The sequence below is a fragment of the Enterobacter sp. MGH120 genome (assembly GCF_001037725.1).
Classification (GTDB): domain Bacteria; phylum Pseudomonadota; class Gammaproteobacteria; order Enterobacterales; family Enterobacteriaceae; genus Enterobacter; species Enterobacter hormaechei_C.
In genome coordinates, this window is sequence record NZ_KQ089940.1 from 776,320 (window position 1) to 802,506 (window position 26,187).

21 protein-coding genes are annotated in these 26,187 nt (G+C 56.5%); 8 read left to right on the forward strand and 13 right to left on the reverse strand.

What is annotated here, in order from left to right; genetic code table 11:
• The first annotated feature begins 454 nt into the window (after positions 1-454).
• A complete protein-coding gene (gene malP, locus SK54_RS03570; RefSeq protein WP_015571448.1) occupies positions 455-2,848 on the forward strand; it encodes a maltodextrin phosphorylase in 2,394 nt (797 codons plus the stop codon).
• 9 nt (positions 2,849-2,857) lie between these two features.
• Positions 2,858-4,936: a 4-alpha-glucanotransferase gene (gene malQ / locus SK54_RS03575; protein ID WP_048246765.1), complete on the forward strand. Its 2,079-nt coding sequence runs from the start codon at positions 2,858-2,860 to the stop codon at positions 4,934-4,936.
• 111 nt (positions 4,937-5,047) lie between these two features.
• Here malQ and gntT read toward each other — a convergent pair whose 3' ends face one another.
• The 3 genes from gntT to gntX form a co-directional block, all read right to left on the reverse strand.
• Positions 5,048-6,364, reverse strand: a complete 1,317-nt coding sequence (gene gntT, locus SK54_RS03580; RefSeq protein WP_017384145.1) for a gluconate transporter — start codon at positions 6,362-6,364, stop codon at positions 5,048-5,050.
• A gap of 305 nt (positions 6,365-6,669) precedes the next feature.
• Positions 6,670-7,245, reverse strand: coding sequence for a Fe-S biogenesis protein NfuA (gene nfuA, locus SK54_RS03585; protein ID WP_003861601.1), 576 nt, complete (start codon positions 7,243-7,245; stop codon positions 6,670-6,672).
• A 61-nt stretch (positions 7,246-7,306) separates the two neighbouring features.
• Entirely contained in the window at positions 7,307-7,987 is a 681-nt protein-coding gene (gntX, locus tag SK54_RS03590) for a DNA utilization protein GntX (protein WP_045348073.1), read from the reverse strand.
• Positions 7,988-8,023: 36 nt separating this feature from the next.
• Between gntX and bioH the strand changes: the two genes are divergently transcribed.
• Positions 8,024-8,806: a pimeloyl-ACP methyl ester esterase BioH gene (bioH, locus tag SK54_RS03595; RefSeq protein WP_015571444.1), complete on the forward strand. Its 783-nt coding sequence runs from the start codon at positions 8,024-8,026 to the stop codon at positions 8,804-8,806.
• Here bioH and feoC read toward each other — a convergent pair.
• The 5 genes from feoC to greB all read right to left on the reverse strand — a co-directional run bounded on the left by feoC (position 8,781) and on the right by greB (position 14,816).
• Positions 8,781-9,017, reverse strand: coding sequence for a [Fe-S]-dependent transcriptional repressor FeoC (gene feoC, locus SK54_RS03600; RefSeq protein ID WP_017384148.1), 237 nt, complete (start codon positions 9,015-9,017; stop codon positions 8,781-8,783). The genes bioH and feoC overlap by 26 nt on opposite strands.
• An 11-nt stretch (positions 9,018-9,028) precedes the next feature.
• Positions 9,029-11,347 carry a Fe(2+) transporter permease subunit FeoB gene (feoB, locus tag SK54_RS03605; protein WP_015571442.1) on the reverse strand — a complete coding sequence of 773 codons (2,319 nt, stop codon included), beginning with the start codon at positions 11,345-11,347 and terminating at the stop codon, positions 9,029-9,031.
• A gap of 30 nt (positions 11,348-11,377) precedes the next feature.
• On the reverse strand, positions 11,378-11,605 hold the full coding sequence (gene feoA / locus SK54_RS03610) for a ferrous iron transporter A (RefSeq protein ID WP_015571441.1): 228 nt from the start codon (positions 11,603-11,605) through the stop codon (positions 11,378-11,380).
• A gap of 319 nt (positions 11,606-11,924) precedes the next feature.
• Positions 11,925-14,255, reverse strand: coding sequence for a Tex family protein (locus SK54_RS03615; protein ID WP_048247927.1), 2,331 nt, complete (start codon positions 14,253-14,255; stop codon positions 11,925-11,927).
• Positions 14,256-14,342: 87 nt separating this feature from the next.
• Complete coding sequence (greB, locus tag SK54_RS03620) at positions 14,343-14,816, reverse strand: transcription elongation factor GreB (protein ID WP_048246767.1); 474 nt, start codon at positions 14,814-14,816, stop codon at positions 14,343-14,345.
• A gap of 228 nt (positions 14,817-15,044) precedes the next feature.
• Here greB and ompR point away from each other — a divergent pair, with 228 nt between their 5' ends.
• Both ompR and envZ read left to right on the forward strand, forming a co-directional pair.
• The gene (gene ompR, locus SK54_RS03625; RefSeq protein ID WP_001157751.1) at positions 15,045-15,764 is read left to right on the forward strand and encodes an osmolarity response regulator transcription factor OmpR; all 720 of its coding nucleotides are present in this window, start codon (positions 15,045-15,047) and stop codon (positions 15,762-15,764) included.
• Entirely contained in the window at positions 15,761-17,107 is a 1,347-nt protein-coding gene (gene envZ / locus SK54_RS03630) for a two-component system sensor histidine kinase EnvZ (protein WP_003861615.1), read from the forward strand. Before ompR ends, envZ begins: the two co-directional genes overlap by 4 nt.
• Before the next feature lie 91 nt (positions 17,108-17,198).
• On the opposite strand, the gene pckA is transcribed toward envZ, so the two are convergent.
• Positions 17,199-18,815 (reverse strand): phosphoenolpyruvate carboxykinase (ATP), encoded by a 1,617-nt coding sequence (gene pckA / locus SK54_RS03635; RefSeq protein ID WP_017693860.1) that lies wholly within the window; start codon positions 18,813-18,815, stop codon positions 17,199-17,201.
• Positions 18,816-19,191: 376 nt separating this feature from the next.
• On the opposite strand from pckA, the gene SK54_RS22720 reads away from it, so the two are divergent.
• Both SK54_RS22720 and SK54_RS03640 read left to right on the forward strand, forming a co-directional pair.
• Entirely contained in the window at positions 19,192-19,566 is a 375-nt protein-coding gene (locus SK54_RS22720) for a hypothetical protein (RefSeq protein ID WP_232933962.1), read from the forward strand.
• A 66-nt stretch (positions 19,567-19,632) separates the two neighbouring features.
• On the forward strand, positions 19,633-20,949 hold the full coding sequence (locus SK54_RS03640) for a DUF4153 domain-containing protein (protein ID WP_337995415.1): 1,317 nt from the start codon (positions 19,633-19,635) through the stop codon (positions 20,947-20,949).
• Positions 20,950-21,071: 122 nt separating this feature from the next.
• On the opposite strand, the gene hslO is transcribed toward SK54_RS03640, so the two are convergent.
• The 4 genes from hslO to SK54_RS03660 all read right to left on the reverse strand — a co-directional run bounded on the left by hslO (position 21,072) and on the right by SK54_RS03660 (position 25,259).
• The gene (hslO, locus tag SK54_RS03645; RefSeq protein WP_023304550.1) at positions 21,072-21,950 is read right to left on the reverse strand and encodes an Hsp33 family molecular chaperone HslO; all 879 of its coding nucleotides are present in this window, start codon (positions 21,948-21,950) and stop codon (positions 21,072-21,074) included.
• A 24-nt stretch (positions 21,951-21,974) separates the two neighbouring features.
• Complete coding sequence (gene hslR / locus SK54_RS03650; RefSeq protein ID WP_017693863.1) at positions 21,975-22,376, reverse strand: ribosome-associated heat shock protein Hsp15; 402 nt, start codon at positions 22,374-22,376, stop codon at positions 21,975-21,977.
• Positions 22,373-23,056 (reverse strand): GMP/IMP nucleotidase, encoded by a 684-nt coding sequence (yrfG, locus tag SK54_RS03655; RefSeq protein WP_000550486.1) that lies wholly within the window; start codon positions 23,054-23,056, stop codon positions 22,373-22,375. The genes hslR and yrfG overlap by 4 nt, the downstream gene beginning before the upstream one ends.
• Before the next feature lie 64 nt (positions 23,057-23,120).
• The gene (locus SK54_RS03660) at positions 23,121-25,259 is read right to left on the reverse strand and encodes an intracellular growth attenuator family protein (protein WP_017384151.1); all 2,139 of its coding nucleotides are present in this window, start codon (positions 25,257-25,259) and stop codon (positions 23,121-23,123) included.
• 327 nt (positions 25,260-25,586) lie between these two features.
• On the opposite strand from SK54_RS03660, the gene nudE reads away from it, so the two are divergent.
• On the forward strand, positions 25,587-26,147 hold the full coding sequence (nudE, locus tag SK54_RS03670; protein WP_003861622.1) for an ADP compounds hydrolase NudE: 561 nt from the start codon (positions 25,587-25,589) through the stop codon (positions 26,145-26,147).
• Positions 26,148-26,187 lie beyond the last annotated feature (40 nt).

The window sequence follows — 26,187 nt, forward strand, 5'->3', positions numbered from 1 at the left end:
GAATTTGCACTCTGTCACAAAACATTCTCATCACCGATGGAACTTTCCGTAAATGGCTGGATGCCGCGCTGCTTCTGGCTTGTCTGCATAAGTCGCGGTTGCGCTGAAACTGGTTTCAGAAAGAGATAATGACGCTGAAGTTAATTAACTTCGGGGAAAGTTGCATCGGCTTAATAGGGGTGCTGAATAATCCCGACGCGCGGAAATATTATTCTACGTAAGTAATCATTTCAGCGATGATTAATTTCCTCCGAAACTGCATTTCATTTCTTTGACGCTCTTCCGGGATCGCTTTTTCCGCGAAGCGCACACTCACACAGTGGCCTCGATCACACTTTTATGCTCATCCCCGCTACTCCTCCCTGTCTAATCCCCGACAGGAGGAGGAAGAGGCACAATGAGCCAGGCACACTAGCGTTAAATGTTTTTACTCTCTACAGGATGCCGATTCCCTATGTCACAGCCTACTTTCAACAAAGCTCAATTTCAGGCTGCCCTGACACGTCAGTGGCAGCGTTTTGGCCTTCATGCTGCAAACGAAATGACGCCTCACCAGTGGTGGCAGGCGGTGAGCGGGGCGCTCGCAGAGCAGCTGGACGCTCAGCCTGTGACGAAGCCCGTGAAAGGCCAGCGTCACGTCAACTACATTTCAATGGAGTTCCTGATTGGCCGTCTGACGGGTAACAATCTGCTGAATCTTGGCTGGTATCAGGAGGTCGGTGACGTGCTGAAAGAACACGACATCAACCTGACCGATCTGCTGGAAGAAGAGATTGATCCGGCGCTGGGTAACGGCGGTCTGGGACGTCTGGCAGCCTGCTTCCTGGATTCCATGGCAACCGTGGGCCAGTCGGCGATTGGCTATGGCCTGAACTATCAGTACGGCCTGTTTCGTCAGTCATTTGCCGACGGCCATCAGATGGAAGCGCCAGACGACTGGCACCGCAATACCTATCCGTGGTTCCGCCACAACGCGCAGCTGGATGTGCAGGTCGGGATTGGCGGGAAAGTCACGAAGCAGGGGCTCTGGGAACCGGCGTTCACCATTACCGGTGAAGCCTGGGATCTGCCGGTACTCGGCTACCGTAACGGCGTGGCGCAGCCGCTGCGCCTGTGGCAGGCGAAGCACGCGCATCCGTTTAACCTGACCAAATTCAACGACGGTGATTTCCTGCGCGCCGAGCAGCAGGGGATCGACGCCGAGAAGCTGACCAAAGTCCTCTACCCGAACGATAATCATCTGGCGGGTAAAAAGCTGCGTCTGATGCAGCAGTACTTCCAGTGCGCCTGCTCCGTGGCGGATATTCTGCGTCGCCACCACCTGGCGGGCCGCAAGCTGGCGCAGCTGCCGGACTTCGAAGTTATTCAGCTTAACGACACGCATCCGACCATTGCCATCCCGGAACTGCTGCGCGTGCTGATCGACGAGCATCAGCTGAGCTGGGACGACGCCTGGGCCATCACCAGCCGCACCTTCGCCTACACCAACCACACCCTGATGCCGGAAGCGCTGGAGTGCTGGGATGAGAAGCTGGTGAAAACGCTGCTGCCGCGCCATATGCAGATCATCAACAAGATTAACGACCAGTTCAAAACGCTGGTGGAGAAAACCTGGCCGGGCGATAAGGCCGTCTGGGCGAAGCTGGCAGTGGTGCACGACAAGCAGGTGCGCATGGCGAACATGTGCGTGGTCAGCGGCTTTGCGGTGAACGGCGTGGCCGCGCTGCACTCGGATCTGGTGGTGAAAGATCTCTTCCCGGAATACCACCAGCTGTGGCCGACCAAATTCCATAACGTGACCAACGGCATCACGCCGCGTCGCTGGATTAAGCAGTGCAACCCGCTGCTGGCCGGCCTGCTGGACAAGACCCTGAAGAAAGAGTGGGCCAACGACCTGGACCAGCTCATCAACCTGGAAAAACAGGCCGACAACGCGAAGTTCCGCGAGCAGTACCGCGCCATTAAGCTGGAGAACAAGGTTCGTCTGGCCGAGTTTGTGAAAATGCGCACCGGAATTGAGATCAACCCGAATGCGATTTTCGATATCCAGATCAAACGACTGCACGAGTACAAACGTCAGCACCTGAACCTGCTGCACATTCTGGCGCTGTACAAAGAGATCCGCGAGAACCCGCAGGCCGACCGCGTCCCGCGCGTGTTCCTGTTCGGTGCGAAAGCGGCGCCGGGCTACTACCTGGCGAAAAACATTATCCTTGCCATTAATAAAGTGGCGGCGGCGATCAACAGCGATCCGAAAGTGGGCGACAAGCTGAAGGTGGTGTTCCTGCCGGACTACTGCGTTTCTGCGGCTGAAATGCTGATCCCGGCGGCGGATATTTCCGAGCAGATCTCTACCGCCGGTAAAGAAGCGTCCGGTACCGGCAACATGAAGCTGGCCCTGAACGGCGCGCTGACCGTCGGCACGCTGGACGGTGCGAACGTCGAAATCGCCGAGAAGGTCGGCGAAGAGAACATCTTTATCTTCGGCCATACTGTTGAAGAAGTGAAAGCCATCAAAGCCAAAGGGTACGACCCGGTGAAATGGCGTAAAAAAGATAAAGTGCTGGATGCGGTGCTCAAAGAGCTGGAAAGCGGGAAGTACAGCGACGGCGACAAGCACGCGTTTGACCAGATGCTGCACAGCATGGACAAACAGGGCGGCGACCCGTACCTGGTGATGGCTGACTTCTCGGCTTACGTTGAAGCGCAGAAGCAGGTCGACGTGCTGTATCGCGACCAGGATGCCTGGACCCGCGCGTGTATCCTGAACACCGCGCGCTGCGGTATGTTCAGCTCTGACCGCTCAATCCGTGATTATCAGGCTCGTATCTGGCAGGCAAAACGCTAAGGAAGCGCGATGGAGAGTAAACGTCTGGACAGTGCCGCGCAGGCGGCGGGAATTAGCCTCAGTTACATCAATGCGCACGGCAAACCGCAGTCTATTGGTGCGGACACCAAAAGACGTTTGCTGGATGCCATGCACAAAACCGACGCGAAAGCGTCGGGTGCGCCGGTGCCGAACGTGAAGGTCTTTACCGCGGGCAAAAAGATGCCGCTGGCGGTGGAAGGGCGCGGCGAGTTCAGCTGGCTGCTCACCACCGAAGAGGGGCATCAGCACAAAGGCCATGCCACCGGCGGCAAAACCCTCAACCTTCCGGCGAAGCTACCGGAGGGCTACCACACGCTTACGCTCACCCGGGACGACCAGCGTTTTCACTGTCGGGTGATCGTGGCGCCAAAGCGCTGCTATGAGCCGCAGGCGCTGCTCGAAGGCAAAAAGCTGTGGGGTGCCTGCGTGCAGCTCTACACCCTGCGTTCCGACAGCAACTGGGGAATCGGCGATTTTGGCGACCTGAAAAAGATGCTGGCATCCGTGGGCGAGCGCGGCGGCGCGTTCATCGGCCTCAACCCGATCCACGCCCTCTATCCGGCGAATCCGGAAAGCGCCAGCCCGTACAGCCCGTCTTCCCGTCGCTGGCTGAACGTGATTTACATCGACGTTAACGCGTTAGACGATTTCAAAAACAGCAAAGAGGCGCAGGCGTGGTGGAAGCTTGAGACCACGCAACAGCTGCTGAAACAAGCCCGCGATGCGGACTGGGTTGATTACGCCTCCGTTACCGCGCTGAAAATGGCGGCTCTGCGTCTGGCCTGGAAGGGCTTTGCGAAGCGTGACGACGAGCAGATGGCAGCCTTCCGCCAGTTTGTGATGCAGGAAGGCGAGAGCCTTTACTGGCAGGCAGCGTTTGATGCGCTGCATGCGTATCAGGTTCAGGAGGACGAGATGCGCTGGGGCTGGCCGGTGTGGCCGGAAGCCTATCAGTCCGTTGATACCCCGGAAGTGAAGGCATTCTGTGAGACGCATGCCGACGAGGTGGATTTCTATCTCTGGTTGCAGTGGCTGGCGTACAGCCAGTTTGCCGCCTGCTGGCAGGTGAGCCAGGGCTATAACATGCCGATCGGGTTGTATCGCGATCTGGCCGTCGGCGTGGCGGAAGGCGGGGCGGAAACCTGGTGTGACCGTGAACTTTACTGCCTGAAAGCTTCTGTGGGGGCGCCGCCGGATATTCTGGGCCCGCTTGGTCAGAACTGGGGCTTACCGCCGATGGATCCGCACGTGATGGCGGCGCGTGCCTACGAGCCGTTTATCGACCTGCTGCGCGCTAACATGAAGAACTGCGGTGCGTTGCGTATCGACCACGTGATGTCCGTGCTGCGCCTGTGGTGGATCCCGTACGGTGAAACGGCTGACCACGGGGCGTACGTGCAGTATCCGGTGGACGACCTGCTCTCAATCCTCGCGCTGGAGAGTAAACGTCATCAGTGCATGGTGATTGGCGAAGATCTCGGTACCGTGCCGATGGAAATTGTCAGCAAGCTCCGCGACAGCGGGGTTTACTCCTACAAAGTGCTCTATTTTGAAAACGACCATGAGAAAACCTTCCGCGCGCCGAAAGCGTACCCTGAACAGTCAATGGCAGTCGCGACGACGCATGATCTTCCTACGCTCAGAGGCTACTGGGAAAGCGGCGACCTGACGCTCGGCAAAACGCTGGGTCTCTACCCGGATGAAGAGGTTCTGCGTGGGCTGTATCAGGATCGCGAGCTGGCGAAGCAGGGGTTGCTGGATGCGCTGCATAAGCATGGCTGTCTGCCGAAGCGCGCCGGGCATAAGGCGTCGCTGATGTCGATGACGCCAACGCTTAACCGTGGCTTACAGCGCTATATTGCCGACAGCAACAGCGCGTTGCTCGGTCTGCAACCGGAAGACTGGATTGATATGGCGGAGCCGGTAAACATCCCCGGCACCAGCTATCAGTACAAAAACTGGCGTCGCAAGCTGTCCACAACGCTTGAAGCGATGTTTGCCGATGACGGGGTGAACAGGTTGATTAAGGATTTGGATAAACGGCGAAAAGCAGCAGCGAAGAAGTGATAAAAAACCCGCCAGTGGCGGGTTTTTTATTGCCCGGTGGCGCTAACGCTTACCGGGCCTACGTGCATTAAGTAGGTCGGGTAAGGCATAGCCGCCACCCGACTTAATACATCAAACCACCATATTCAACAGCAGCACCCCGACCAGACCGCACACCGAAATAATGGTTTCCAGCGCGGACCAGGACTTGATGGTTTCACCGATGGTCAGGTTGAAGTACTCCTTGAACAGCCAGAAGCCCGGATCGTTCACGTGGGAGAAAATCACGCTACCGGAACCGACCGCAATAACCATCAGCTCAGGGCTTACGCCCGTGGTCGCAATCAGCGGCGCAACGATACCGCCCGCGGTAATCGCCGCAACGGTCGCAGAGCCCAGCGCGATACGCAACACCGCGGCAATAGACCATGCCATCAGCAGCGGGGAGACGTTGGTTTCATGCATCATGGCCGCGATGTATTTATCCACGCCGCTGTCGACCAGCACCTGCTTGAACGCGCCGCCACCGCCGATGATCAGCAGCATCATGGCAATGATTTTGATGGAAGAAGTCAGCGTGTCGTTGATCTGATCCATGGAACGGCCACGGTTAAGACCGAAGGTGAACATGGCGATCAGGACCGCAATCAGCGTCGCCATCACCGGGTCGCCCAGGAACTCCGCAACGGACAGGAACGCGTGACCTTTCGGCAGAACCATCTCTGCTATGGCACGCATCGCCATCAGGATCACCGGTACCAGTGAGGTCCAGACGCTGACGCCAAAGCCTGGCATCTCTTCTTCAGTAAAGGTTTTGGCGCTGTACAGCCCTTCCGGGATAGGCTTATCAATGCCTTTCAGGAAGCGCGCATACACCGGGCCTGCCAGAATCACCGTCGGGATCGCCAGAATCGTACCGAACAGCAGGGTTTTACCCATATCGGCATGGAAGATGGTGGCGATAGCCGTTGGGCCCGGGTGCGGCGGCAGGAAACCGTGGGTGACGGACAGCGCCGCAGCCATCGGCACACCCACGAACAGCAGCGGGATGTTGGCGGCAGCGGCGATGGTGAACACCAGCGGCAGCATCAGCACGAAGCCCACTTCATAGAACAGCGCGAAACCGACGGTAAAACCGGTTAACACCACCGCCCATTGAATGTTCTTCTTACCAAATTTGTCGATCAGCGTTGTGGCAATACGCTGTGCGCCACCGCAGTCCGCGAGCATTTTACCGAGCATGGCGCCGAAGCCCATGATCAGCGCCAGGCTGCCGAGCGTACCGCCGACACCGGCTTTAATGGAGCTGATAACTTTAACCAGCGGCATTCCCTGCATCAGACCGACTGCAAGTGCCACCAGAACCAGAGCGATAAATCCGTTCATTTTGAAGCGGATCATCAAGAGCAGTAATAACACAACACCGATAGCGACGATGACTAATGGCATGATTGACCTGGCCTTTGAATTGTTATGGGTAACGTCATTGTTTCAACGACAAATTCCGGTTGTCCCAACTGGGAACAGAGTGTTAACGGCACTCATACTGATGCCTGCGAAAACGTTAAGTTTAGTCGGCTGTTATAAGGGTGTTGAGTGCCCACGAGAATGATACGGGTAACATGATGTGATTGAGAATCACCCAGGCAGGTAAAATTTAAATTATGAGACGCAGGTCAACATACAGAGGGGGAGGCAAGAAAAAGTAGGCCCGGTAAGCGCAGCGCCACCGGGCAATACAGACGGGTACTGAATCAGTAGTAAGAGTGCTCGCCGCGCTGGTGCTCGGTCAGATCGCGCACGCCTTTCAGTTCCGGGAATTCGTTCAGCAGCTGCTTCTCGATCCCTTCTTTCAGGGTTACATCAACCATGGAGCAGCCGTTACAGCCGCCGCCGAATTGCAGGATCGCCAGACCATCTTCGGTGATTTCCATCAGGGAAACACGTCCCCCGTGGCCGGCCAGCTGCGGGTTGATCTGCGATTGCAGCAGATATTCCACACGCTCCATCAGCGGGGCATCGTCAGAGACTTTACGCATCTTCGCGTTTGGCGCCTTCAGCGTCAGCTGAGAACCCAGCTGGTCAGTGACGAAATCAATCTCCGCATCTTCAAGATACGGCGCGCTCAGCTCATCAACGTACGCGGTGAGCTGTTCAAATTTAAGGGCAGTGTCAGTTGCTTCCACAGCATCCGGAGGACAATAAGAGACACCACATTCTGCATTCGGAGTGCCTGGATTGATCACAAACACGCGGATCTGCGTCCCTTCTTCCTGATTTGCCAGCAGTTTGGCAAAGTGCGCTTGTGCAGAATCGGAAATACGGATCATAGCTTTGGCCTAATAGTTGACTAAATTACCTGGGTATAATCATACGCCCATTGAAGAAGGGCTACAAGGTACGGCACAGACACCATACCTGAACTGACGCGGCGCCGCTTTGCAAAAGCAGTCGGGAAAGTTCAGCCACGGTACTGCCCGTGGTGACGACATCATCCACAATCGCGATATGGAGGCCGTTGACCGGCAATTCAAGGCGAAAGGCGTTTTTCAGGTTCCTTTTGCGCGACCGGGCGTTGAGCCGGTGCTGAACGGCAGTGGCATGAGTACGTTTCAGCGCAGAGGCTGGGTACCGGCAACCCAGCCAGTGGGCGAGCGGACGGCACAGCAGGTCGCTCTGATTGTATCCCCGCCGCCAGTGCCGACGCTGAAACAGTGGCACGTTCACAAGCGTGTCGACCGGCGGCAGCCCGCGCGTTCTTCGCGCCTGTAATACCGCCAGTAACAACAGGCGTGCCAGGGGCTGCGCCAGTGCAGTCTGGCTGGAAAACTTAAACGTCTGAACCAGACGACTCAGCGGCAAAACGTAATCATCCACCGCCACCAGCGCGCTCCACGGCGGCGCTTTTTTCAGGCAACGGCCGCAGGGGAGCGTCTGGCTTACGGCAGGCAAGCCGCATTGCGGACAGCCCTTCAGGTAACCCAGCGCTCGCGTGCAAACGGAACAGACGCCCCACGCGCTCATCGCAAGTGGCATTCGGCATAGCCAGCACAAGCCGGGCACTGTTAGCATACGCAACCTCCATGTGAAAAAAGAGAACGTTAACTGATGAAGACGCTGTGGTGGCAGACCGTTGGGACGGGAAATTGTCATCTTGTGCTGCTGCACGGATGGGGACTGAACGCCGAAGTGTGGCGTTGCATAAGTGAGGAACTGGCCTCGCAATTCACGGTACACCTGGTGGATCTACCGGGCTATGGCCGCAGCCACGGCTACGGCGCGATGACGCTCGACGACATGGCGGAGCAGGTTCTGGAAGCGGCGCCGCAAAAAGCCGTCTGGCTCGGCTGGAGCCTGGGCGGGCTGGTGGCAAGCCAGATTGCGCTGCGCCATCCTGAACGGGTCCAGGCGCTGATCACCGTTGCCTCATCACCCTGTTTCAGCGCCCGCGAGGCGTGGCCGGGCATCAAACCTGAGGTGCTGGCCGGGTTCCAGCATCAACTGAGCGAAGACTTCCAGCGGACGGTGGAGCGTTTCCTGGCATTACAGACGATGGGAACAGAAACCGCCCGTCAGGATGCGCGGACGCTGAAGCAGACGGTGCTTTCTCTGCCGATGCCGGAGGTTGAGGTGCTGAACGGAGGGCTGGAAATCCTGAAAACGGCCGATCTGCGCGAGCCGCTGGCGTCGTTAACGGTGCCGCATCTGCGTATTTATGGCTATCTGGATGGACTGGTTCCGCGCAAGGTGGTTCCGCTGCTGGATGCGCTGTGGCCGGAGAGTAAATCAATGGTGGTTGCCAAAGCGGCACATGCGCCGTTCATCTCTCATCCTGCTGAGTTTTGTTCGGCGCTGTCCGGTTTTATCAGCGAAGCGTCCACCACTCCCTGAGACAGGCTTTACCTTCAGGACAACTCTTACAACTGCCGGACAGACAACCGTCCGGCTCTTCCTGAATGCGCACGGCTTTCCCCATGGCCTCCAGCCTTTCCAGCATGGCATCGATCATCGGCTGCGGCGTATGCAGGCTGAGGCTGAGCTGCTTCGCCTCCATTCGTCCCTGTAACGCCAGTAAGTCACGAACCTGAATCAACGATGCCATCTTTTTTCCCCTCAGTGACAGTCGCCCGCAGGGCTACTACAGCACGTCGTCGGGGTTTTACGCGTCGCCAGCAGGTTTACGTCAACGCGGCTACGCGCCCGGCGCAGCAGGCCAATCACCATTACGTTAAACAGGATCACCGCGAGGATACAGACCAGGCTGTAGCGCGGATGCTGGCTGTAATTGACGGCCTGATAAAACACGGTCGCCAGCGAGTAGGCAATGTTCAGCCCCCACAGGATGGAGAAGCCCATCCAGCCGCGGCTGGACTCACGGGCAATGGCGCCCATGACCGAGATGCACGGAATATAGAGCAGGACGAAGATCAGGTAGCTGTAGGCCGCCGACGCGCTGCCAAATTTCTGGCCCATCACGCCCATTGCTCCGGTCGCCATTTCGCCGTCGCCTTTGCTGGCTTCAATCGGGTTCGCCAGTACGCTCAGGCTGAAGGTGTCTTTCAGGCTCTGCCAGGTTTCTTCCACCGCGCCAAGCAGTTCATCGCCGAGGTTGAACGCTGCCGGATTAAACTCCTCTTCCTGGATGTTTTCCGCGGTGTAAAGCGTGTTCAGGGTGCCGACCACCACCTCTTTCGCCATCGCGCCGGTGAACAGGCCCACGGTTGCCTGCCAGTTGTCTTCCTGAACGCCAATCGGTTTGAAGACCGGCGTAATGATCCGGCTGACGGAGGCCAGGGCAGAGTCATTAATGTTGTCCGCGGCCTGGCCGCTCAGGGTGAAGCTGTTCAGGGCGCTCAGGAAAATGCTGACCACCACAATCACCTTACCGGCGCGCAGAACGAAGCCCTTCAGGCGCTGCCATGTCTGAATAATCAGGCTTTTCAGATGCGGAACGTGATAAACCGGCAGTTCCATCACGAACGGCGACGCTTCGCCACGCATGATGGTGTGCTTCAGCATCAGGCCGGTGAGAATAGCCATCACGATACCCAGCACATACAGGGAGAAGACGGCCAGCGCTCCTTCCTGACCAAAGAACGCCGCGGCAAAGACCGCGAAGATCGCCAGCCGCGCGCCGCAGGACATGAACGGCGCCATCATGATGGTCATCAGGCGTTCGCGCGGGGCATCCAGCGTACGCGCGCCCATGACTGACGGCACGTTACAGCCAAAGCCGACAATCAGCGGCACGAAGGATTTGCCCGGCAGCCCCAGCGCCTGCATCAGGCGGTCCATCACGAAGGCGGCGCGCGCCATGTAACCGGAATCCTCAAGGAAGGAGAGGAACAGGTACATCATGCCGATCTGCGGCACCAGCGGCAGGACGGTATTGATCCCGCCGCCGATCCCCTGCGCAAGGAAGATGGTCAACCATTCCGGGAAGTGGAGGGTGTAGCCCAGCCACTGAATACCGTGCACGAAGATAGCGACAGAGCCGCCATCAAAGATAGGTTGTAATGCACCGCCGATGTTAATGGCGAGCAGGAACATCACATACATCACAAGTAAAAAGATCGGTAAACCGAGGAAGCGGTTGAGCACAATCTTATCCACGGCGGCGGTGAAGCGGCTGGGTTCAGCGGTTAATGCATTGCTGACCACGTCACAGATAGCGGCGATGGCCTGATAGCGCGCATCCGCAATGTGCAGGGCCGGGTCATCCAGCTCGTCGCTAAGGCGAGCCTGTGCGACATCCAGCTTATCCGCCGCATCGCCTGCGTAGGCGCGGCTGTAGATATCGCCTTCCAGCATTTGCAGGCCAAGCCACAGACGTTGTCTGGCGGGCATGCTGTTATCCATCTCCTGCGCCAGCTGCCCGGCTTCGCGCAGCAGCGGCTGGGCGTAGTGCACCAGTTCGACGTCGGCATTGCCCGTGTGGCGGTCAATCGCCAGCTTCAGGGCGTCAATGCCGCGCGCGCGGGTAGAAACCAGCGGAACCACCGGGCAGCCCAGACGGGCGGAGAGGGCATCGACGTCGATGCGCAGCTTTTGCTTCTCCGCGATGTCGAGCATGTTAAGCGCCACGATGCAGGGAATACCCAGCTCCAGCAGCTGTAACGTGAGATACAGATTTCGTTCGAGGTTAGAGGCATCCACCACGTTGATAAGCAGATCCGCGTCGCCGCTCAGAATATAGTGGCAGGCAATTTGCTCATCGAGAGAGGTCTGGGATGAAATCGTGGTGAGGGAATAGGTCCCCGGTAAATCAACCAGCGTGACCTGATTATCTGTCGTGGTGAACTGGCCTTCTTTGCGTTCAACCGTCACGCCTGCCCAATTTCCCACACGCTGGCGTGCGCCAGTTAACTGATTAAATAAGGTTGTCTTGCCGGAATTAGGATTGCCAATTAAGCCAATAGTTAATTTTTTCATTGTAGTAGACTCACTGAAACCGCTGGCTTGTTAACGGGATAAAGATTCAATTTCAATTAATGCGAGATCTTTTTTACGCAGAACCAGATTAACGCGTCGGGTTTCGATATGAACTGGATCGCCCAACGGCGCAACGCGCACAACCTGGAATGATGAGCCGGGTAGCATGCCCAGTGACAGGAGCTTCTGCCGATAGGCCGGGCTTATCTCACGGGTAAAACCGATAATTTTCCACGCACTGTCTGGAGTGAATTGCATAGCGCCTGATTCCACGATAGGTTAAATAATCTACACTGCGATGATAATGAGAATAGTTTTTATCAGCAATAATAAAAATGTGACGGGATGTTGTTAATCGTATTAATTTGCGGTCTGCTTGACCTTGCTCAATATTTTCGAAATTGAGGTGAAAATAAAAAGAGGGCTATTTGTTAATGAGGTGATAATTCGTGGTTTAAATATGGATACAACATATTTATTTTAATTCCCTGCGGCCTGCTTGCCGGGCGGCACTGCGTTTGCCCGGCCTACAAAACCGTAGGCCCGGTAAGCGTCGCGCCACCGGGCATTTACAGCATTAGCGTTTCTTACCCATCGCCGCTGCCAGCGCATCCATCATCGCGCTGTTGCCCGCCGGCTGTGCGTCACGTCCGCGTGGCTTCGCGGCTTTCGCTGCCGGACGCTGCTGTTCACGGCCACCGCCATTACCGCCACGGCGCACGTTAGTGTCGCCCGGCTGCTCGTCCAGACGCATGGTCAGGGCAATACGCTTGCGCTGGAGATCCACTTCCAGCACTTTCACCTTCACGATGTCGCCCGCTTTGACCACGGTGTGCGGATCTTCAACGAACTTGTCGGCGAGGGAAGAGATATGCACCAGACCATCCTGATGCACGCCGATATCCACAAACGCGCCAAAGTTGGTGACGTTGGTTACCGCCCCCTCCAGCACCATGCCCGGCAGCAGGTCGTTCATGGTTTCTACGCCCTCAGCAAAGGTCGCGGTTTTAAACTCAGGGCGCGGATCGCGGCCCGGTTTTTCCAACTCTTTGATGATGTCGGTGACCGTCGGCACGCCGAACTGTTCGTCGGTGAAATCCACCGCTTTCAGGTTACGCAGCGCGCTGCTATCGCCCATCAGGTCTTTCAGCGCCTGCCGGGTGGCGGCCAGGATACGCTCGACAACCGGATAGGCTTCCGGGTGAACGGTAGAGGCATCCAGCGGGTTATCGCCGTGGTTGATGCGCAGGAAGCCCGCGCACTGCTCAAATGCTTTTGGCCCCAGACGGCTCACCTTCAGCAACTGCTGGCGGTTCTGGAACTGACCGTTTTCATCACGCCAGGCGACGATATTCTGCGCCATCATACGGGTCAGGCCCGCCACGCGGGTCAGCAGGGGCACGGAAGCGGTGTTCAGGTCCACGCCGACGGCGTTAACACAGTCTTCCACTACCGCATCCAGCTTACGCGCCAGCTGCGTCTGGCTCACGTCGTGCTGATACTGGCCCACGCCGATGGATTTCGGGTCAATCTTCACCAGCTCCGCCAGCGGATCCTGCAAACGACGGGCGATAGAGACCGCGCCGCGCAGGGAAACGTCCAGATCCGGGAACTCCTGCGCTGCCAGTTCCGAGGCGGAATAGACAGATGCCCCCGCTTCACTGACGATCACTTTCTGCGCCGTCACTTTCGGGAACTGCTTCTGCACGTCGAGATAGAAACGTTCAGTTTCTCGGGACGCCGTACCGTTACCGATGGCAACCAGCTCAACGTTGTACTTCTCGCACAGCGCGGCGACGACGACAGCCGCTTTCGCTGCCTGACCGGTGTGCGGGTAAATGGTGTCGGTGGCAACCAGCTTGCCGGTGCCGTCAACCACGGCCACCTTCACGCCGGTACGCAGACCCGGATCGAGACCCATGGTGGCGCGCAGGCCAGCTGGCGCCGCCATCAGCAGGTCGTGCAGGTTACGGGCGAAGACGTTGATCGCTTCGTCTTCGGCGCGCTCGCGCACGGTGCCCATCAGCTCGGTTTCGAGGTGCATCAGCACCTTGATGCGCCAGGTCCAGCTCACCACGCCTTTGCGCCAGCTGTCCGCCGGGGCGTTGTTCAGGCGCAGGCCCAGATGGTCGATAATGATCTGCTCGCAGTGGCTCTCTTTTGGCGGCTCGTCAAACTGTGGATCGGCATTCAGGGAGAGTTGCAGCACGCCTTCGTTACGGCCGCGGAACATCGCCAGCGCGCGGTGAGACGGCGCGGTAGAAATGGGTTCGTGGTGATCGAAGTAGTCGCGGAATTTCGCGCCTTCTTCCTCTTTGCCGGACACCACGGTGGAGACGATATGCGCGTTCTTCCACAGGTAATCACGCACTTTGGCCAGCAGCGCCGCGTCTTCGGCGAAGCGCTCCATCAGAATGTAGCGAGCGCCGTCCAGCGCGGCTTTGGTGTCTGCTACGCCTTTATCGGCGTCGATAAATTTGGCGGCTTCGGTTTCCGGATCGTGGGACGGTTCGTTCCACAGCAGATCGGCCAGTGGCTCAAGGCCGGCTTCGATCGCAATTTGCCCGCGCGTGCGGCGCTTCGGTTTGTACGGCAGATAGAGGTCTTCGAGCTCGGTTTTACTCAGGGTACCGTTAATGGCTTTTTCCAGGTCACTGGTCAGCTTGCCCTGCTCGCCGATAGATTTGAGGATCGCCTGACGTCGGTCTTCCAGCTCGCGAAGATAGCCCAGACGGGTCTCCAGGTTTCGCAGCTGCGTGTCATCCAGACCGCCGGTGACTTCCTTACGATAACGTGCAATAAACGGCACGGTGTTCCCTTCATCAAGCAGGCGAACGGCAGCTTCTACCTGTTCGGCTCTGGCCTGAAGTTCACCCGCAATAATGCGGCAGAGCGACTCTTTCATCATGGTCAGTTCATCTTGTGGATCGAAAATCAGGGGGATAGTTATACGGGCTGACACCAAAAAATGCCAGCCGGGGAGGGCGCTCTCGGACTATTTAACATACTCGATTTCGTTGACGTACCAGCTTGCTTCACCCGCAGGCGTCTGGACAATGGCTAAATCGCCTACCTCTTTTTTCAGCAGGGCGCGGGCCATGGGTGAGTCGATAGAAATGTAATCCTTACGACCGAAAATTTCATCGTAGCCGACGATACGAAAACGCAGGGTGTCGCCGCTGTCGTTTTCAATTTCGACCCACGCGCCGAAGAAGACTTTACCTTCCTGCTGCGGGGAGTAATCGACAATTTTGAGATTCTCGAGGCACTTCGTCAGGTAGCGTACCCGGCGATCGATTTCGCGCAGCCGCTTTTTATTGTACTGGTAGTCCGCATTCTCGCTGCGGTCGCCCAGGCTTGCTGCCCAGGTGACTTTTTTGGTCACTTCCGGACGCTCTTCGCGCCACAGGTAATCCATCTCTTTTTTGAGTTTCTCGTACCCTTCACGGGTGATCAGAGGCGTTTTCATGGTGCAGCCTTTAATGCCGGTTAACTGTCTTTGCGCAAAATACGTAGCGCACAGTGTAACAGACAAGATTAATAATGATTTATGTGATGAAATGAACAGATAAGCTGCTGTTAAATATGCTTTGTAACAATTTCGTCTAGAATTTATACCAGAATTTGCTGGTCGAACCCGTGCACTTTTTTAGAATACGCTGTTCCAGGCTTATCCGAACCTTTGGGAGTACACACAATGCAAGAGAACTACAAAATTCTGGTCGTAGATGACGACATGCGCCTGCGTGCGCTGCTGGAACGTTATCTGACCGAGCAGGGCTTCCAGGTTCGTAGCGTCGCGAACGCGGAACAGATGGATCGTCTGCTGACGCGTGAATCCTTCCACCTGATGGTGTTGGACCTGATGCTGCCTGGCGAAGACGGGCTCTCTATTTGCCGCCGTCTGCGCAGCCAGAGCAACCCGATGCCGATCATCATGGTGACGGCGAAGGGTGAAGAAGTTGACCGTATCGTCGGCCTTGAGATCGGCGCTGATGACTACATTCCAAAGCCGTTCAACCCGCGTGAACTGCTGGCGCGTATTCGCGCCGTGCTGCGTCGTCAGGCGAACGAGCTGCCGGGCGCGCCATCTCAGGAAGAGGCCGTCATTGCATTCGGTAAGTTCAAGCTGAACCTCGGCACCCGTGAAATGTTCCGTGAAGATGAGCCAATGCCGCTCACCAGCGGCGAGTTCGCGGTGCTGAAAGCGCTGGTCAGTCACCCGCGTGAGCCGCTCTCCCGTGACAAGCTGATGAACCTGGCGCGTGGTCGTGAATACTCCGCGATGGAGCGTTCTATCGACGTGCAGATCTCTCGTCTGCGCCGTATGGTGGAAGAAGATCCGGCGCATCCTCGTTATATTCAGACCGTGTGGGGTCTGGGCTACGTGTTTGTCCCGGACGGCTCTAAAGCATGAGGCGAATGCGCTTCTCGCCGCGAAGTTCGTTTGCCCGCACGCTGTTATTGATCGTCACCCTGCTGTTTGTCAGCCTGGTGACGACCTACCTGGTGGTGCTGAACTTTGCAATCCTGCCGAGCCTTCAGCAGTTTAATAAGGTGCTGGCATACGAAGTGCGTATGCTGATGACCGACAAACTGCAACTGGAGGACGGCACGCAGTTGGTTGTTCCCCCGGCGTTCCGTCGGGAAATCTACCGTGAGCTGGGCATTTCTCTCTACTCGAACGAAGCGGCGGAAGATGCCGGCCTGCGCTGGGCGCAGCACTATGAATTCCTCAGTCAGCAGATGGCGCAGCAGCTTGGCGGCCCGACGGAAGTGCGCGTTGAGGTCAATAAAAGCTCGCCGGTTGTCTGGCTGAAAACCTGGCTGTCACCCAACATTTGGGTGCGTGTTCCGCTCACCGAGATTCATCAGGGCGACTTCTCGCCGCTGTTCCGATACACCCTGGCGATCATGCTGCTGGCCATCGGCGGCGCATGGCTGTTTATTCGTATCCAGAACCGACCGCTGGTCGACCTGGAGCATGCGGCATTGCAGGTCGGTAAAGGTATTATCCCACCGCCGCTGCGCGAGTATGGCGCATCGGAAGTGCGCTCGGTAACGCGTGCGTTTAACCACATGGCGGCAGGCGTTAAACAGCTGGCGGACGACCGTACGCTGCTGATGGCCGGGGTCAGCCATGACCTTCGCACCCCGCTGACGCGTATCCGGCTGGCAACAGAGATGATGGGCGAGCAGGATGGTTATCTTGCAGAGTCCATCAACAAGGATATCGAAGAGTGTAACGCCATCATCGAGCAGTTTATCGACTACCTGCGCACCGGGCAGGAGATGCCGATGGAGATGGCGGATCTGAACGCGGTTCTGGGCGAAGTGGTTGCCGCCGAAAGCGGCTACGAACGTGAAATTGCGACCGACCTTCAGGCAGGTGAGATTCAGGTACGTATGCATCCGCTCTCCATTAAACGCGCGGTGGCGAATATGGTGGTCAACGCGGCGCGGTACGGCAACGGCTGGATCAAAGTCAGCAGCGGTACGGAACTCAACCGCGCCTGGTTCCAGGTGGAAGACGATGGCCCGGGCATCAAGCCTGAGCAGCGTAAGCACCTGTTCCAGCCATTTGTGCGCGGCGACAGCGCGCGCAGCACCAGCGGAACCGGCTTAGGCCTGGCGATTGTGCAGCGTATTGTTGATAACCATAACGGACTGCTGGAAATTGGCACCAGCGAGCGGGGCGGTTTGAGCATTCGTGCGTGGTTACCGGTGCCGGTTTTACGGGGGCAGGTGAAAGAGAGTTAAAAAAGGGGGGGCCTGATGCCCTCACCCCGGCCCTCTCCCACGGGGAGAGGGAGAAAACATTAAAAAGGCAACTTTCGTTGCCTTTTTGCTTTTACCTTGGTCCCGCACTCACCAGCGCAGCACCGGCCGGGGTGTCGGTATACTTCTCGAAGTTTTCGATAAACAGTTTCGCCAGCGATTCAGCCTTCTCACGCCACTGTTCCGGTGAACCGTAGGTGTTACGCGGATCCAGGATACGCGTATCCACGCCCGGCAGCTCTGTTGGGATCGCCAGATCGAACATCGGCAGCGTAAAGGTCTCAGCGTTATCCAGCGAACCATCCAGAATCGCGTCGATGATGGCGCGTGTATCTTTGATGGAGATACGTTTGCCCGTCCCGTTCCAGCCGGTGTTCACCAGATACGCCTGGGCGCCGGATGCCTGCATGCGTTTCACCAGCACTTCCGCGTACTGCGTTGGGTGCAGCGACAGGAACGCCGCGCCGAAGCAGGCGGAGAAGGTTGGGGTTGGCTCGGTCACACCGCGCTCGGTACCCGCCAGTTTAGCGGTAAAGCCGGAGAGGAAATGGTACTGCGTCTGGCTGGCGGTCAGGCGGGAAACCGGTGGCAGCACGCCGAACGCATCCGCGGTCAGGAAAATCACCTTCGTGGCATGACCCGCCTTCGATACCGGCTTGACGATGTTCTCGATGTGGTAGATCGGGTAAGAGACGCGGGTGTTTTCCGTTTTCGAGGCATCGTCGAAGTCGATAGAACCATCGGCACGCACGGTGACGTTTTCCAGCAGCGCATCGCGGCGAATCGCGTGGTAGATATCCGGCTCTGCCTCTTCCGACAGGCGAATGGTCTTCGCGTAGCAGCCGCCTTCAAAGTTAAACACGCCGTCATCATCCCAGCCGTGTTCATCGTCGCCAATCAGACGACGTTTTGGATCGGTGGACAGCGTTGTTTTACCGGTGCCGGAAAGGCCGAAGAACACTGCTACATCGCCTTTTTCCCCGACGTTCGCCGAGCAGTGCATGGAGGCGATACCGCGCAGCGGCAGCAGGTAGTTCATGACCGAGAACATCCCTTTCTTCATTTCGCCGCCGTACCAGGTACCGCCGATCAGCTGGATACGCTCGGTCAGGTTGAAGGCGATAAAGTTTTCGGAATTAAGACCCTGCTCTTTCCACTGCGGGTTGGTGCATTTCGCGCCGTTCATCACGATAAAGTCAGGGGTGAAGTCTTGCAGTTCTTCATCGGTCGGACGAATGAACATGTTCTTCACGAAATGCGCCTGCCAGGCCACTTCAGTAATGAACCGTACGGAGAGACGGGTGTCGGCGTTAGCGCCGCAGAACGCATCAATAATAAACAGACGCTTGCCGGAAAGCTGATGGGTGACAAGTCCTTTCAGATGCTGCCAGGTTTCCGGGGAGAGCGGTTTGTTATCGTTCTTCCCTTTGCCCTTATCAGCCCACCACAGCGTATCGCGGGTGGTGTCGTCTCGGACGATATACTTATCTTTAGGCGAACGACCGGTAAAAATACCCGTATCGACGGCGATAGCACCCAGGTTCGTCAACACACCGCGCTCGTATCCTTCCAGTGCCGGATTGAGCTCTTCCTGATACAGCGTATCGTAATCGGGGTTGTAGACCACTTCCTGGACGTCGTGAATACCATAAGCCTTGAGATCTTGCGGGGTTAAACCATTAACACGCATATCACTGCTCCTTAGCCAATATGTACTGCCTGAAATTGTAGGGTTTTTCTGGGGATGTTAACCGCGACGGGGCTCATAGATTTACGTATCTGGTCAAAACCCTTACTAACGGAAAACGCTGCGACTCCAGTCACAGGGCGGGCAGATTATCGCAGGAATCGCTTTTTGGATGGGGAAAATGTTCTTAAAAGGTTAATCTCTGGTGAATTTATCCAGAAGAATGTGAATGTAATCGCATACATGTAAGAAAATTACGTAAGGGTTACATTGGGAAAACGATTCAGGTCTCTTGGGTCAGCTATTTTCAGAGTTTGAGGTGGGGGCCAGAGTTTTGCTTTGATGAGACAATAGATTTTTCATGAACAAGGGATGAGAAATGGAAAACCGTGAGGCGTTATCCCCTTCAACGCGCGTAGCCGTCGTGCTGGCGGGGGCTTTACAGGGCGTAATTTGCTATGTAATCACGTGGTATATCGAGTACGCAAAATTGCCATCGGATACGCTGTGGCTGATGTGTGTAGTACCTGCCACCGTGGTAATGACAACCACGTTGTCGCTTGCCATGACGTCATTCAGAAAGCCATTTTTGTGGCTGTCACTCGGGATAATTGGCGCGGCAGTCGCGGGGATGGGCGGCTGGCTTAAGTGGAGCGTTGCGGGGCTGGACAACTGGGATACCAGAAATGCGGTGCTCCTTTTCGGTTTTCATCTGCTCCTGATGACGCTTCTCCTGTTGCCATGGCTTCAGTGACGCCTTGAGACCGCACCGACGGACGCTTTCTACCGCGATTTCAACGATAAAAACTGGCATAACGCGCTGACATTTCTTCTTGTTTTTGTCTCGAATGGGCTGTTCTGGCTGGTGCTTTTCCTCTGGGCTGAGCTTTTTAAACTCATTGGCATCTCTTTTTTTGATCGGCTTTTCTTTAATTCTGACTGGTTTATTTCAGTGGCGATTGGCGTGGTTTCAGCCAGCGCGGCAGTACTTGCGCGTATGCAGGTTCGGCTGATTCTGGCATTGCAAAATCTCCTTACGCTTATCGCGACAGGTTTGCTTCCACTGATGGCTGCGCTGGCGCTGCTCTTTATAGGCATATTGCCCTTCGTTGGCTTAGAGGCTGTTTCAGCACGGATCTCGGCTGCGGGCTTACTGACGACGCTGGCGCTGTTGCTGTTATTGCTGGTGACTGTCGTATGGCACCCACAACGTCAAAAGCTGCCTTACTTCTCTCCCCTGCGAGGAATGATTCATCTTGCCGTGATTATCGCTCCTGCGTATCCCGTCCTGGCGGGCTGGGCGCTCTGGCTGCGCATCGCACAGTATGGCTGGTCACCGGAGCGTCTGTACGGTGTGCTGATTACGATAGTGGCGCTGGTCTGGACGGTAGGATTCTGTCTTAGCGTACTTTTTTACCGTCGGGATCCACAAAGGCTCCAGGCTCATATCACTCCGGCTACCGGATTACTGGCGCTGATCTTCCTGGTGTTGGTCTATACACCGGTGCTTGATCCCTGGCGTATCAGCGTTGAAAGCCATATGGCGCGTTATCAGGATGGCAGAATAAACGCAGACCAGGTAAGCCTGTATATGCTCAGCAATACCGGACGAAAGGGGCGAGAGGCGATGCAAATGCTGCAAAATGATCCACAGTTTATCTCAAACCCAAAACGCCAGCGTGAAATAAATGGACTTCTCTCCGGGAACGCTGGCGGAGCAGGTAAGATGACCGCCGCGATGCTGGAAAAACAGATCCAGCTCGCACCGGGAATGGCCCGTCCAGATAAGGCATTGTGGCGAGCCATGCTCAGCAATCAGTATCGCTTTGAGAGCTGCGATAGCGCCCAGAGAAACTGTTTACTCATTCCGCTGGATCTTAACAGCGACGGCAAGCCGGAAGCCGTGCTATTTCAATTTACCGATCGCAGGATCGTGGCTTACACACAAACCAACACGGGCTGGAGGATCGCCGGGGACGCGTGGAAAATGCCGGAGGCGTTGACCAGAGAAGAACTTGACCGCGCATTAAGGCAGAGGAAAGTGAAATCTGTCGTGAAGCCCTGGGCGGATATTGAGATTTTTGGGGAGCGTGTCGATATGAGCTACGACAGTTACAATAATGCGCAGTGGCGTTAGTGCTTTTTCTTGCCGGGTGGCGCTACGCTTACCCGGCCTACAACTAGCAATCATATCAAAAAATTGCACAATTCATTGTAGGCCCGTGCAAGCATAGCGCCGCCGGGCAACAGGCTCAGAGCTTAGTGAACCTGCGGGTCCGCCGGAGAGGCGTTATTGCGGATCTCCGCGATATCCATGGAATTGAACACGTAGTGCGTACCGCAGTAATCACAGTGCATATCGATCTCACCGTCTTCCGCCATGATGCTGTCGATCTCTTCATCCGGCAGCGTTTTCAGGGCGCCAGCACAACGCTCGCGAGAGCAGGTGCACTTAAATTCCACATCCTGCGGATCGTAAACCGTCACTTCTTCTTCGTGGTACAGACGCCACAGCACGTCGGTCGCCGACAGGGTGAACAACTCTTCCGCTTTGATGGTTTCCGTCAGCGTTGCCAGATGCTCGAAATCATTGGTCTGTGCATCCTGCGCAGGCAGAACCTGAAGCAGCATACCACCGGCAGCAGGCTGACCATCCACTTCACCGGTGCGGATGAACAGGCGGGTTGGCAGCTGTTCGGAACGCATGAAGTAATCTTCCAGGCAGGCGGCAAGCGTGTCGCCTTCCAGACCGACAACGCCCTGATAGCGCTCACCCTCTTCAGGCGAGATCGTGATAACCAGGTAGCCATTTCCGACCAGCGTTTTCAGATCCGCATTTTCAGGGATATCGCCCTGAACGCGCGCCACGCCGCGCATCTGCTGCTGGTTATTGCCGTTGATCACCGCCAGCGACATCGGGCCATCACCCTGCAACTGAACGGTAATATCGCCAGCGAACTTCAGCGTGGCGGTCAGCAGGCTGGTGGCAACCAGCAGTTCGCCCAACAGGGTTTTCACCGGCAGCGGGTAGTTGTGGTTTTCCAGAATCTGTTTCCAGGTTTCGGATACGGTGACCAGCTCGCCGCGCACGGCGAATTGTTCAAACAGATAGCGGTGTAATTGGTCGTGTTGGGCCATTTTCATCTCTCGTGCAGGTGAGGGTTACTCGCTCTCACCGTGTTTAAATTTCATCAGATCGCGGCGCTCTTTTTTATCCGGTCGCCGGTCCGGGTGAGGCATGGTCAGCGCATTCATCTTGCGCGCCAGCGCGGTTTTCTCGCGCTTCTCTATGCTTTCGGCCGTCTCTTCATACAGCAAAACGGCTTCGGTTGCGGGCCGCCGCTGCTCGGTAATGGCTTTCACCACCACCGTTTTCTCATCGTTGCCCTGGCGAAGCGTTAGCGTGGCATTCAGTTCAACCAGCTTGCTCGGTTTGCTGCGCTGACCGTTGTAATGCACCTTTCCGCCATCAACCATTTCACGGGCAAGGGCGCGCGTTTTGTAAAAACGGGCGGCCCACAGCCATTTATCCAGTCTTACCCCATCAGCGGGTTTTTCTTTCATGGCGTCTCCTTCACGGTGAGTGAGGGGATCATCCGGCGATAGTCGTTCAGCCCCGGATGTCGCAGATAGCTTTTTTCAGCCAGGCCGGAATCCGGATTAGTCACGCCCAGACAATAGCGAATGCCAAAAGCGGCCGCAGAATCCAGAATCGGCTCGCTGTCGTCAATAAACAGCGTGCGTTCCGGCTGTAAACCGGTCTCTTCCACCACGGCATGCCACAACCGCTGATCCTCTTTCGGATAACCAAATGTGTGGGTGGAAAGCAATAAATCAAGGTGTGAAGCAAGACCGGTATGTTCCAGCTTCACGGCCAGGTTATGGGGATGCGCATTCGTCAGCAAAATGCGGCGCTTACCGCAGGCTTTCAGCGCATCCAGGAACGGGACCGTATCGTCGCGCAGTACGGCGCGTGCGCCCTGGGCGGTGGTCATGGCACAAATATCCAAACCGAGTCGCTCGCTCCAGTAGTCAAGACAGTACCAGTTTAGCGTATGCTGCACCGCGCTATATTGCGAACGAATGAATTCCTGCGCTTCCGCCGGGGAGATCCCCTGCTGTTCACCGTATGTTTCCGGGACCAGCTTTTGCCAGAAATAGTTATCAAAGGCGAGATCAAGCAGCGTGCCGTCCATATCAAGCAGGACGGTATCGACCGCCTGCCAGTCGATATTAAGATGCATAAGGGGGAACTCCAGCCAGAAGAAACGTGCGCGACAGGGTAGCACAACTTGTCGCGCAGGGACGTTATCCGATCAGGCTCTCGGAAGAGGAGATCAGTTTCGGGTTCAGGCAATTTTCGTAGTAGGCCTGGATTTCTGCCAGCCGCGTGCGGGAACGCTGATAGCGGCGTACGGCCTGATAACCGTTCCAGACAATGCACGCCAGCATTGCAATCAGCAGCAGGGATGTCCCTATATAGCGCCACAGGCCAGCGCTATCCGGCATACGGTGCAGGCCAATATGACGCGTGCCGTTGGCGTCGGTAAAGAGGGTGGTGACGATCCCTTCCGCGCTGAATGGCGTCTGCATCAGCATCTGCGCCAGACGCTGGAATTCGCTCCACTGCTCCTGGGCAGGATAGTCATACAGCGAAACCTGCGGATAAGGTTGATCCACCAGGTCGCTGCCTTCATCGCTGGCAATCACAAAACCGCCGGGCGCCGGGCTGTTAAGCGCCTGGGCAGCACGGGTGGTTTCACGCATCACGAAGGGGGCGGTAGAGGTCGCCACCAGGTTATCCAGCGACTCGGCGCTGACCGGACGCAGAAGCACGTTCACACCGTCCAGGCGTCCCGCTTCGGCGCGTTTCACCAGCGCGTCCCAGTCTTTGCTGTTGCCGAGGTTGACCAGCGCGTTCTTGAGCCGGATACAGTCATCCTGGGCGGAACAGAGATCCTCTGTTTTCAGGACGATTTCGCCAAAGTCATCCAGCAGTACCATGCCCGACTTCTGAATAGCCGAACGCAGGGCAGGGCTGACGCGAGAATCATCATCCGGTTTTGGATGGAGCTGGCGATTAATCGTCTGGGTGAGCGCAGTGGCCTTGTTGACCACATCCGATTCCGGCAGCGGCAGCGGAGAGGCGTCATTCCAGATGATCTGAGAGCAGTCGAACGGCGCGAACGGCGAGTTCTGGCGCGTGTTCCAGGCGCCCGGCGTGTGGATATTACACATCCCGGTGCCTTTGAGGCGCAACGTATCTCCCACGCGTACACCCGCTTCTTCGAGCTGCTGTACGCTGGTGGCTTCCACAGTTTGCGCCCCTTTGATCCACGACAGGGTAAATTTAATCGGCATATCCAGCGGCACGAAGAGCAGCAGCATGACGAAGATTAACGCGGCGCCACCGGCAATCACCGCGCTGCGGAGCCAGTGCTGAAGCGGGAAGTTTTTCACTTCGTCGTGCAGGGATAAGTAGCGCCCCTGGCGTACAACGTGGCGGTCGAGATAGATATCAATATCCGTTTTGTGGCCAAGGTCCTGCGCAATCCACGGCTGCCAGTGGCGCGGATAGATAAGATCGATGATCCCGAGCGAGATATTGTTGATATGTTCCTGATCGTTCTCACCGAACAGTCCCCAGCGTTTTGGGGTTCCGCGCAGGCAGTGAATTTCGCGTAATGACGTTTTTGCCGGCGGAGCAAATATGCCCCACAGCCCGGCGGCCAGAAGCAGTACTGCGCCACCCGCGAGCCACGGAACAAACACGTCCGGCGTCAGCAGGCAGATGAAAAAGAGCAGGAACGAGGCGACAATCAGCACCGCTTCGCGAATGCCATCCGGGCGGCTCAGGACGTACTCTTCATGCGTTTCCTGGCGGATGTTCAGCAGTTCGATCTGCTCAGTCTCTTCACCGCGAATAGAGGCCTGCGTTCCGCTTGCGCGTTCCAGCGCAAAGCGTGGCGCTTCCTGAACATATTCGCTCAGTGTATGACCATTGAGGGAGATAACCAGCGGCAGCGTATCGGTATGGATGAGCTCGACGCTGTTTTCGTCGTTAATATACTGCTCCCAGAAGGGAGGCAGGTGCACTTCAACAGAGTCGAGATAGTAACGCCACTTGTTGGGATCGTCGGTTGTAATACCGTAGCGGGTAATGGAGCGCGTTACGCACAGAACGGTGTCGCTTTGGGCGTTAAGGTTGAGCGATACGGGGGCGGCGCTGGCACCGGTAGGGCCAGGCGAAAGCCGGGATCGGTTCAGCGTGTCGAGATACTGCTCAACGGTGCTGCGTTCCTCTGGCGAAAGCTTGCGCGTGTTTGCCCCGGCGAACGCGTTCAAAAAGGGCAGCCGATAACGGCGATGTACGCGGCGCCTGAATACCCACACCGCAATCGACGCGCAGGCCAGCACAGCAGCGAGAAAAATCAAAATGGTGCTCATGCTTTCCCCATCTTACTTATCTTCTTACAGGTGTTGTCAGTCGCACCTTTTGTACAATGAATGAGATTCTGTGGTCGGCTATCGGCAAGTATGGAGTCTAACTTGAGCATGTTGACGCGCATCCCATTGACCGGTAATGATAACAAAGCCTGTTCCGGCGCGATATCAGCAAATTCCTGGAAACATTTCAACCTCTTGACATTTGTTTTGAAATGAGAATCGCCTACAGTTACGTTGCATAAATGTAAATAAAGAGCAATTGACATTGCCGAAACCGTGCGGCGTATCGCACAATAAAGCCAGTTCACCCAGCAAAGACCCGTCAAGATGACCAAACCCTTACAAAAGCCCACCATTCTGAATGTTGAAACCGTCGCGAAATCGCGTCTGTTTAATGTCGAAAGCGTGGATCTGGAGTTCAGCAACGGTGTGCGTCGTGTTTATGAGCGTATGCGCCCCTCCTCGCGTGAAGCGGTGATGATTGTGCCCATCGTCGACGAGCACCTGATCCTCATTCGTGAATACGCCGTGGGCACAGAATCCTACGAGCTGGGCTTCTCCAAAGGACTGATCGACCCGGGTGAAACGGTGTTTGAAGCGGCAAACCGGGAGCTGAAAGAAGAGGTCGGTTTTGGCGCGAAAGAGCTGACGTTCCTGAAAAAGCTGAGCATGGCACCGTCCTATTTCTCCAGCAAAATGAACATCGTTGTCGCGGAAGATCTCTATCCTGAATCGCTGGAAGGAGACGAGCCGGAACCGCTGCCGCAGGTTCGCTGGCCGCTGGCTCATCTGATGGATTTGCTGGAAGATCCTGACTTTAACGAGGCGCGCAACGTGAGCGCACTGTTCCTGGTGCGGGAGTGGCTGAAGGGACAGGGACGTTTGTAGCGCCACCATTAAAAACGGCAACCGAAGGTTGCCGTTTTGC